A 9,552-nucleotide genomic window follows, 5' to 3' on the forward strand; every position below is an offset into this window, starting at 1 on the left:
AATTGGTAGATTCGTCTGCTAACCAGATTTAACTATGCAGTTCAAGATCAAGTTCCTATCCACCCTTATTCTTGTTTTTTTCCTACATCTGATGATCATCAAACAGCAGATCCTTGCCCAAACGCCCCGCTCAACTGCGGCAAAACCGCAGCTAGTATTATGGGATGATAAAGCAGCGGCAGACTGGATGACGCAGGCTTATCCTATTGGCAATGGCAGAATTGGGGGCATGATCTTCGGCGGTGTTCAACAGGAACGTATCCAATTCAATGAGAATACGCTGTGGACAGGTGACGAGTCTGATCGTGGGATGTATCAGGCTTTCGGTGATATGCTCATCGATTTCGGACAGGGCAAGCCCAATGGCCAGTCCGCTGACCGGGTGGATCATTACAGGCGTAGCCTGGATCTTGAAAATGCGGTACATGAAATTAGCTATACCCAGAACCAGGTTAAGTTCAACCGGACGTATTTCACGAGTTTTCCAGATAAAGTGATGGTCCTGAAGTTTGCTGCAGATCAAAAAGGTGCCTACTCCGCTGTCATTCGACTTAAAGATGAACATGGAAGTAAAGCCTCCATAGCGGGCCAGACCATAAGTTTTGCGGGGCGTCTGAATAATGGAATGAAGTACCAGGCAAGTGCCTTGATACAGTTGGAAGGCGGTAGTGGCAGTATTGTACCGGATCAGCAGGGCGGATCCGCTTTTAAAATCAGTAATGCAGATGGTTTTAGTATCATCTTTACGGCATCTACAGACTTCATCAATAAGCGAGATCAAAATTGGAAAGGCGAAGATCCTGCGGTCCAGAACAGCAGGGTTCTGAATGCAGCTGCAAAAAAGAAATTTCAAGCCCTGATGGAGAGTCATTTGAAAGATTATAAACAGCTCTTCGCTCGGGTGAAATTAGACTTGGGCAGTAATCCCGGTCTAAACCAAAAAACCACTGCTGCCCGTGTACTCAACTATAAGAACACCAAAGACCCGCAGCTGGAGAGCTTACTGTTTCAATATGGCAGATACCTGCTGATTGCATCGTCCAGAGCGGGTGGACTTCCGGCAAACCTTCAAGGGCTATGGAACAACAGCAATACCCCACCTTGGGGAAGCGATTACCACTCCAACATCAACATCCAAATGAATTACTGGCTTGCGGAGCCAACAAACCTTGCCGAGTGTCATGTTCCCTATCTGGACTATATCAACAGCATTCGTGAAGTCAAAAAGATGCACACCAAAAAACAGTATCCAGGTGTACGCGGCTGGACCGTACGCACCGAAGGTAATCCCTTTGGTGGAGAAAGCTTCCTTTGGAACACGCCTGGGAGCGCCTGGTTTGCTCAGGCACTATGGGAACATTATGCCTTTAACAAGGATGAAAAGTACCTGCGTGAGTTTGCTTACCCCATTATGAAAGAGGTTGTTGAGTTTTGGGATGATCATTTGAAAAGAAGACCTGACGGCACCCTGGTTGCTCCGCTTGGCTGGTCGCCGGAACATGGCCCAACAGAAGACGGCATCTCTCACGACCATCAAATTATTTGGGACCTGTTTACCAACTACCTGGAAACCGCAGCTATTTTAGAAATTGATCAGGAATATGCCAAACGTGTAAGCGATCTGCGTGAACGTCTGCTTCCACCTAAGATTGGCAGATGGGGACAGCTACAGGAATGGGAAACCGACCGTGATGACCCAACAGATAAACACAGACATGTGTCACACCTCTTTGCTCTACACCCGGGCAGGCAAATCAACACCACGGAAACACCTGAACTTGCACAGGCTGCAAAGGTTAGCTTACTGGCACGTGGCGATGCTTCAACAGGCTGGTCTATGGCATGGAAAATGAACTTCTGGGCGAGACTTCAGGATGGGGATCATGCAAACAAGATCATGCAAAATTTCATTACCCCAGCTGGGGAAAAAGGCTTCAATTATAATGATGGTGGAGGAATCTATTCGAACCTATTCTGCGCACACCCACCTTTTCAGATCGACGGAAACTTCGGGTATACCGCTGGCATTGCCGAGATGCTTGTACAAAGTCAAACTCCAACCATTCAAATTCTACCTGCACTTCCTGTAGCTTGGCCTAAGGGCAATGTAAGTGGCTTAAAAGCCCGGGGCAACTTTGAGATCACCAATCTCAGCTGGAAAAACGGCAAGCTTACATCACTTAGCATCAAGTCACTTTCGGGAGGTTTGTGCCGTATAAGTTCAACAACAGCCTTAAAAAGCAGGATGGAAAACCTGGGTGCAAGAAGTACAGGTAAGCAGATCGAGTACAGCTTCGAAACTAAACCTGGCAAAGAATACCACTTTGTAGCGCTTGAGTAAGCCCTTCAGGACCTCCGCTCCTTGATAGCCTTAAAGAAAGCCTCCTTGAAGGCGTCGCCGATGGGAATCAGCTGGTTGTTTATGAATAAGCTATTGCCGTCGACCGTGCTGATTTTTCCAAATGGAATAATATAGGATTTATGTACCCGGATAAACTCGGTGGGTGGAAGCTGGGCTTCAAAATCCCGTAATGACTGGTAAGTGATCAAACGTTGTGTGCTCGTATAAACGGAGATGTAGTTCTTCAAACCCTCTATATATATGATATCTTTCAGATCAACTTTAATGAATTTGTTTTTGCTGTCCCCTTTTAGAAAAATATAATCGGTTGCGAAAGCAGTTCCGTTAGCATGCTCCGGTTCATTTTTTAGTTTCGGTGTATCGCCCTCAAAAAGTTGTTTGGCTTTCATGATACTTCTGTAGAAACGATCATACGGAATGGGTTTCATAAGATAGTCTACTACATCATGTTCAAAGCCTTCTAATGCATATTGCTCATATGCCGTCGTTAGGATGACCTTACAGCTACGGCCACATATCTTTAAAAATTGAATTCCATTTAGCTCAGGCATTTGAATGTCCAGGAACACCAAATCCACTTCACCCGATTGCACCAGCTGAATGGCATCGAAAGGATTAGTTGTGGTACTTACAAGCTCCAGGCCGGGCGTTTTCCGGATATATCCCGCAAGGATCTCTGAGGCGTAAGCTTCGTCATCGACGGCAAGGCAGCGTATCATAGGCTAAATTTAAACAACAACATTAACTTAATGCTATGATCAAAGACGACGCATAATAGTTTTCATGTTTTTCAACGTTAAGTTCATGTTGATCAGGATAGATCAAATCCAGGCGTCTTTGAATATTAACCAGGCCGATACCACTCGAATGATCTTTCTGCCCAGGGTTGATCAAATTGGAAACCCTGAATTCAAGATGTTTCCCAATAATCTTCAGAGTGATCTCAACAGGATATTCAGGATTATTTACCACGCCGTGTTTAAATGCGTTTTCCACAAATGGAATAAGCAATAAAGAAGCGATCTTTTGCTCAGCAATGCCTTGTAAGCTGAACCGGACGTAAAAGGCTGGCTCAAAGCGCATCCTGAACAGGGCAATATAGCTCTCCAGGTACTCAATTTCTTTGTGTAGCAGAACCATCCCATCAGGACTGTCCTGCAAGGTATAACGCATCAAATCAGAAAGCTTCAACACAGCATCTGCCAGCTTTTCGGAAACGGGAATCGCCAGTGAATAGACGTAGTTGAGCGTATTATAAAGAAAATGGGGGTTGATCTGGGACTTCAAGAATGCGAGTTCCGCTTTTTTCGCCTCCGCCTGCAGCAAGCGCTGATGCTTCTCCGTTTGGAACGCATTCACGACGCCCCAGGCTGCTCCCGCAACCACAATGTAGAAGCTTCCATAATAAACATTGTCCAAAATGTAATGCTGCAAACTGGTGTCGTCCGAGTAATTGTGAATACCGAAGACCGCACGGTAGATCACCTCTTCTAGCAGATAACGACAAGTTACAAATACAAAAAAGGCAACCAGCAAACCGCCGATCAATTGTGGCACTTTTCCCCGCCGCATATACCGGGGATACACCCATAGGTAACAGATATAGAACTGAATCACCTGCACGAGGGATATCGACATGCCGAAAGCGATATCATAAAAGCTGAAATCTTCTTTGAGCAGGTAACTTCCATAACCATAAAGCAGCAGGACTGTCCAGCAAATAATGTGTATGGTTACGATGCTCAATTTCTTCATGATCTAAAACTATTGAAAGATCTCAAGGATTCCGCTTTTCTTATCCGAACATACCCTTTTTATATACCAATGCCGCTGTTTTGCAGCTTAAGTGCTGAAATCTGGAATATAGCGATTGGGATAATGTTCCAGCCATTTCGGATCATAATATTTTTCAGCCAGCAGACGAAGTTCATTTTTGAGACACAATCAAAATATAAATGAACAATATGAAAACAAACATCTGCATCTTATTAACCTTTATCGCCTTGCTTTTTAGTACAGGCGTAGTTGCACAAACGACGGAAATCCTTGTGCTGGGCTCGGACCATGAAAATAAACCGGGTGCGGAAGACTACGACATGGTCGTACGAAAACTGACCAACTTCAAGCCGGATATGGTTTTTGGTGAGTACCTCTCCCCTGCAGACTACGAAGCACTTGAGCCGGGAACCTGGGCATTCCAAGGCATGAAGAAATCGAAAGAGTTCATTGCAAAGACCTACCGACAAACACCAAAAAACCTGAACAAGAAAATCCAGGAAGCCCAAAGCGCATTGCAAAAGTTTCCTTACCTGCACAAAGTCAGGATGGATCTTACAGCCTGGTACATCATGCAAAGTGACCGTGGTAATGCCGATTACCAAATCTACCTGATAGAACATGAAATGAAAAAGCACTTTGGTAAATCAGAGATGGCCTACTATACTCAACATTTCGGCAATTTGGACAGTCTGAAGAAGCTGCGCCTTTACCGCCCATTGAGTGAGTACACCAATATCTACTTCCCCTTGCTGTATGGCTTGAAACAGAATCAGATTTATCCGATGGATTGTCAGAAGTACGACCGCCCCTGGTCTGAGGCATGGGCAAAAGCTGATTCCGCGTTCAAAGTGCTTAGAACGAAGGCTAAAGCTGACACCAGTTCAGCAGAGGCGAAAACCTACGCAGCAATTATCAAGTATTCGAACCTGACACCGGAAGACGAAAAGCACATGACAAAATCTCCTTATTACAATATGGCGCATCCCAGATATGCGGAGTTAAATGATGCGTGGAACTTTTATGGCGGTAGCCGCTTTTACGGTTGGGCAGGCTTCCCGGATCAGCATATTAAAGACATGTTTGCTCAATGGACGCTTAGAAATGAAGGGATGTGTGCGAACGTACTTCGTCAGGCCAAAGCCAATCATGCAAAAAGGGTGATCGTTGGCGTCGGTGCAGGGCACAGGAAGCTTATGGAAGATATCCTGGCAAAAGATCCAAACGTAAAGATTGTGAGTTTTCTCGATCTGGCTCCGGCTGCCAATTGAAAAAACAATGATTAGCTCCTATCTTTGCATCAGAGATATTCAGGATATTGAAATTTAGTTGACAAGTACAAAATGCATAATAGCAGCTTATGAAATTCTATTCACGTAAGGGCTTTTCGATGATGGCCATTAGTAGCTTCTTATTGTTTTTAAGCTTGTTCTGCTTAGTTAATGAGTGTTATATACCCTTTGTGGTAATACTTGCCACCTTGTTTTACTTACTATGGACAATCTTTGATACCCATTACGTGATTTCGGACAATAAGCTGCACTACAAATCCGCGCTGCTTAAGGGTTCGATCGAAATAAGCAGCATTGTTGAAATCAGAAAAAACAAAACCATGTTTGCAGGTTTAAGACCAGCTACTGCAAGCAAGGGAATAATCATAAGATACAATAAATGGGACGACATCTACATGTCGCCCGCTAATGCTGATGCTTTCGTTCAAGCCCTAATGGCTGCCAATCCGGCAATTAAGGTGCGGTAAAACCAGTTTTTTTGCTTAGTACAACGGTTCTATTCCAATTGAATTGGCCGATTCTTCGGATATTTTACCTGGTAAACCACTTCGAGCTCCTTCTTCTCATTAGGTTGCAGCTGTAGCTTCCAGGTTAACATACCTGAGTTTGCATCCAAATCGGCATTGGAAAGTTCCAGCTTCTCGACGGATACCTCACTGCTGGTGGAAACCGGTATTTGATCTTCCACATGCAGCGTTACAGGCACAGCTTTCCTGCTTGAAATCTGATAAGCAAAGGACCTGGTTGCCCGCATATTAGAGCCGATCGCCGATTTACTGTTCTGATCTTTCTGCTGAATACGTTTTACAATTAGATTTTTGTCTACACCCAAGGAAACGGTCAGTGTGTCACTAGCTTGCTGTACATCAATCAAAGTTTTACCTAGAAAAGCACCCTCGAAGAAAATGTTGGCTTCACCGCTCATTAAATTGAGGTCCGTTATTCCTGTCAATGAGGCATTCAGGTAAGCATCTTCACTCAGCTTTGGAACTGCATAATAGTTGTAATCCGTTGCTAAATGATGTTCCGCAAGTTCCACGGTCAATTGCTTTCCATCGCTGAGCATGGTATAAGGCTGCGCAACTTCAAACTGAACCGTTGTTTGGTTCTGCTGAACCGCTACTTGTAGCGGAATGGAGCCCGAAACGTTGGATTTCCCCCGGATGGCTAGGCCCGGCGCTTTCCCCTGCAGGGAGGCAAGTACCGGTGAAGTACCCTTGGCGCCGTAACCAACAACTACGACCTCGTTTAATGAAGCGGTAATTGGCTCAAGCTGCACACTTGCTACGGCTGCTGTGACCGGCCGTTCGATGGTCTCGTAACCTACAAAGGCATACTCCAGAGAAGCATTTCCCGGAGGAATCTGTATGGCGTAATCGCCATTTGCATCAGAGGTGGTGCCAATTGACGTTCCTTTCATCCGTATACTTACTCCGGACAACGCTGAGCCATCCTGCATATCCGTTATCCTGCCACTTACCCGGTTTATATTAGATGCTGGGGCATAGGATGATGTGTTATATCCAATTTGATACGGCTTCAATGTAGGTTTGTTTCCTCCCCGCGAAGGGTCGCCGGAGGAAAGCACCAATTTTACATTCTTCCATGCTTCCCCACTCTGTTGACTGATATTCGCGCGATAAATTAAATCCACCGGCTCGTTTACAGCCCTTGCGCGGATGTCGTAAGAAGGGTACCAGCGTGCGTTTTTAATAAGATAAGTGATTCTGAACGTTCCGGCAGTTGGTGCCTTTGCATTCACTTTTACGACAATATCGCTGGTGTTGTTCCTGTTCTTGTCCCTAAGTTCATTACTTTGCTTCTGCAATTTTGAAATATCTTAGTTAAGCCGCTTAATCGCTTTCTCATTTTCCAGTTGCTTTAACTTGTTTTCTGTCAATCTTGCTCGTTGAAATTCAAGCAGCTGCTTCAACTTATTCAGGTCAAGTCCTGCTCCCCCGGTTCCTACACTCTGGTTAGCAGCCAGCAAATCCTCTTCTTTCTTCAGGTTGAGAATGTTGTTTTGTTTGATATCTACCTGGTCATTCAGGCCATTCAGCCTTTGTTCAAGGATTTTCATTTCCTCATTGGCTTTCTGTTCATTCAGGTAGTTATTTTGGCGAACAACAGAAAGAATGCTGAAGTTCCCTGCGCCTTTCACCTGGATACTCTGTTCTTCGATCTCTGGTGAAAGATCATGAAAGACAATACTAGATGTTCCTGCCGGGATCGTGGCCGTTGAGGTACGTTCAATTTGTGCACCATCCAGAAAAACAATGACTCTTTCTATCTTAGAATCCGGGGTCAGTGACCTATCCTGTGCATAGTTCAAAGAAAAAGCAGTGGAGAGAAAAAGCGTGAGCGCTATTCGTAAATTCATTCGCTTGACGTTAATGTTTGACTAGCAAAGTAGGAAAAATCGTCGATATCACCTAACGTTGTACCTCTTGTAAGGCATGGTGATCGGGACTTTTCAAGGTTCTTATGCTTCCCTTTGCTGGCCAGGTTTATTTAGATATCTTGCTAGAATAAACATCAGTACACAAGAACCTAAGGCAAGTACGAAATAACCGTAACTTAGGTTCAGCTGATCTTTGGCCGGAAATACATCAATGATTTTGTAACTCAGGAAGGAAACCAGGATATATACAATACCTCCTGTGAGCCCGCCAGAGATTCCCGCATTTTTAGGAAACCTGGTGAGGCAGTAAGCGAAGTAGTTGTTGTAGGTATAACCTGCGCCAACATGGATCAGAAATGCGAAAAACAACAGCGTATAGAGGTTCTCCAAGTAGCCGAGGCTCAAAATCATCAATATCGTAAATGTTAACTGCAAGCCAACATTGACCAGCATCTTCTTCAGCATCGGACTTTTTATGGTCGCTTTTCCGATGAAACCACCAACCATCCATGCGAAGCCAAGAATGAGCGAACAATAGCCTGTCACAATAGGACTCATCTCAAAGGCATGCTCAATGATAAAGGGTCCGGACATGTTGTAAACCATCACCATAGAATACGCCAGGCCCAGCATAACAATGCCTAAGGTAAAACTCGCTGTCTTAATCATTTCGCCATAGATCTGAATAATTTTGCGGATCCGGAATTCCGTTTGCTGACGAATCGTTTCACCGCTAAAGATCAGCTCAAGCACCAGAATTATCGTTGCAAAGGCAGCAAGAAAATAGAAATTTGATTCCCAACCGAAGAAGTTCTGCAGATAGCCTCCTAAAAATGGTGCGATAATCGGTCCCGTAGACCAGACGATCGTAAATATGCTGAGATAAGCCTTCAGCTGATCACCGGAATACACGTCTACAAAAAACGCCCGTTTGGCCACTACGATACTTGCAACGGTTATCCCCTGTACAATTCGCATGAGGTAAATGAGATAAATGTTTCCGGTATTGGAAATGACGAAACAGGAAATGATAAAGAGAATTAATGCACCAAGGCTGATGTTATACCTCCCGAAGCTATCGACAATACTGCCGACAAAAAGCTGCCCGACCCCGTAGCTGATCAGGAAAAAGCTTAAGGTAAGCTGAACCTGTAAGCTGCTCACACTTAATGCAGCCTCCATAGAGGGCATTGAGGGAATGTATATATCGGTTGCAAAGCCCGAAAGTGGCAATAGTGCAAATGCCAGTATGGTGGCGATCCCCTGATTTCCTACTTTTTTATCGGAAAGTATCTTCATCGTTATCTTAATTGCTGGCAGACTAAAATGAAGTCCACAAAAAAAGCCTTCCAAATTGGAAGGCTTTAGAGCGAAAGACGAGATTCGAACTCGCGACCCCGACCTTGGCAAGGTCGTGCTCTACCAACTGAGCTACTTTCGCATGATTTAAACATCTCCGATGTTCCGGTCTTAAGTTGACCATAAAAAAAAGCCGTCAATTAAAACAGCTTTTTAGTACTCAGAGCGGGAATCGAACCCGCACGACTTTTAAGGTCACAGGATTTTAAGTCCTGCGTGTCTACCAGTTCCACCATCTGAGCAGGCTATTAACCTTCTAAATAAATGCCTCCTGGTAGGAAGACATTTAGAGCGAAAGACGAGATTCGAACTCGCGACCCCGACCTTGGCAAGGTCGTGCTCTACCAACTGAGCTACTTTCG

8 protein-coding genes and 3 tRNA genes are annotated in these 9,552 nt (G+C 44.7%); 3 read left to right on the forward strand and 8 right to left on the reverse strand.

Translation table 11 applies throughout. From position 1 onward, the window contains the following. Nucleotides 1–34: 34 nt before the first annotated feature. Nucleotides 35–2,341, forward strand: a complete 2,307-nt coding sequence (locus ACTHQF_RS09465) for a glycosyl hydrolase family 95 catalytic domain-containing protein (protein WP_440429922.1) — start codon at nt 35–37, stop codon at nt 2,339–2,341. A gap of 5 nt (nt 2,342–2,346) precedes the next feature. Here ACTHQF_RS09465 and ACTHQF_RS09470 read toward each other — a convergent pair whose 3' ends face one another. Beyond that, complete coding sequence (locus tag ACTHQF_RS09470; protein WP_440429924.1) at nt 2,347–3,081, reverse strand: LytR/AlgR family response regulator transcription factor; 735 nt, start codon at nt 3,079–3,081, stop codon at nt 2,347–2,349. Nucleotides 3,082–3,103: 22 nt separating this feature from the next. Next, complete coding sequence (locus ACTHQF_RS09475; RefSeq protein WP_440429925.1) at nt 3,104–4,117, reverse strand: sensor histidine kinase; 1,014 nt, start codon at nt 4,115–4,117, stop codon at nt 3,104–3,106. Nucleotides 4,118–4,326: 209 nt separating this feature from the next. On the opposite strand from ACTHQF_RS09475, the gene ACTHQF_RS09480 reads away from it, so the two are divergent. Beyond that, on the forward strand, nt 4,327–5,409 hold the full coding sequence (locus tag ACTHQF_RS09480; protein WP_440429927.1) for a DUF5694 domain-containing protein: 1,083 nt from the start codon (nt 4,327–4,329) through the stop codon (nt 5,407–5,409). Nucleotides 5,410–5,498: 89 nt separating this feature from the next. Next, nucleotides 5,499–5,897, forward strand: coding sequence for a PH domain-containing protein (locus ACTHQF_RS09485; protein ID WP_440429928.1), 399 nt, complete (start codon nt 5,499–5,501; stop codon nt 5,895–5,897). 29 nt (nt 5,898–5,926) lie between these two features. Here ACTHQF_RS09485 and ACTHQF_RS09490 read toward each other — a convergent pair whose 3' ends face one another. The 6 genes from ACTHQF_RS09490 to ACTHQF_RS09515 form a co-directional block, all read right to left on the reverse strand. Continuing rightward, on the reverse strand, nt 5,927–7,258 hold the full coding sequence (locus tag ACTHQF_RS09490) for a DUF4139 domain-containing protein (protein ID WP_440429929.1): 1,332 nt from the start codon (nt 7,256–7,258) through the stop codon (nt 5,927–5,929). A gap of 12 nt (nt 7,259–7,270) precedes the next feature. After that, nucleotides 7,271–7,810, reverse strand: coding sequence for a DUF4140 domain-containing protein (locus ACTHQF_RS09495; protein ID WP_440429930.1), 540 nt, complete (start codon nt 7,808–7,810; stop codon nt 7,271–7,273). 102 nt (nt 7,811–7,912) lie between these two features. Then, on the reverse strand, nt 7,913–9,130 hold the full coding sequence (locus ACTHQF_RS09500; RefSeq protein ID WP_440429931.1) for an MFS transporter: 1,218 nt from the start codon (nt 9,128–9,130) through the stop codon (nt 7,913–7,915). A 69-nt stretch (nt 9,131–9,199) separates the two neighbouring features. Then, nucleotides 9,200–9,272: transfer RNA gene (locus tag ACTHQF_RS09505), tRNA-Gly, on the reverse strand. 75 nt (nt 9,273–9,347) lie between these two features. After that, nucleotides 9,348–9,432, reverse strand: a tRNA-Leu gene (locus tag ACTHQF_RS09510). Between the two features lie 48 nt (nt 9,433–9,480). Next, nucleotides 9,481–9,552, reverse strand: a tRNA-Gly gene (locus ACTHQF_RS09515).

Source organism: Pedobacter sp. SAFR-022 (assembly GCF_051965375.1).
Taxonomy (GTDB): Bacteria; Bacteroidota; Bacteroidia; order Sphingobacteriales; family Sphingobacteriaceae; genus Pedobacter.

Excerpts from the sequence above, each read along its gene's own strand:
- ACTHQF_RS09485 (WP_440429928.1), top strand. The coding sequence starts at position 5,499 with ATGAAATTCTATTCACGTAAGGGCTTTTCGATGATGGCCATTAGTAGC.
- ACTHQF_RS09500 (WP_440429931.1), bottom strand. The coding sequence starts at position 9,130 with ATGAAGATACTTTCCGATAAAAAAGTAGGAAATCAGGGGATCGCCACC.
- ACTHQF_RS09495 (WP_440429930.1), bottom strand. The coding sequence starts at position 7,810 with ATGAATTTACGAATAGCGCTCACGCTTTTTCTCTCCACTGCTTTTTCT.
- ACTHQF_RS09480 (WP_440429927.1), top strand. The coding sequence starts at position 4,327 with ATGAAAACAAACATCTGCATCTTATTAACCTTTATCGCCTTGCTTTTT.
- ACTHQF_RS09475 (WP_440429925.1), bottom strand. The coding sequence starts at position 4,117 with ATGAAGAAATTGAGCATCGTAACCATACACATTATTTGCTGGACAGTC.
- ACTHQF_RS09470 (WP_440429924.1), bottom strand. The coding sequence starts at position 3,081 with ATGATACGCTGCCTTGCCGTCGATGACGAAGCTTACGCCTCAGAGATC.
- ACTHQF_RS09465 (WP_440429922.1), top strand. The coding sequence starts at position 35 with ATGCAGTTCAAGATCAAGTTCCTATCCACCCTTATTCTTGTTTTTTTC.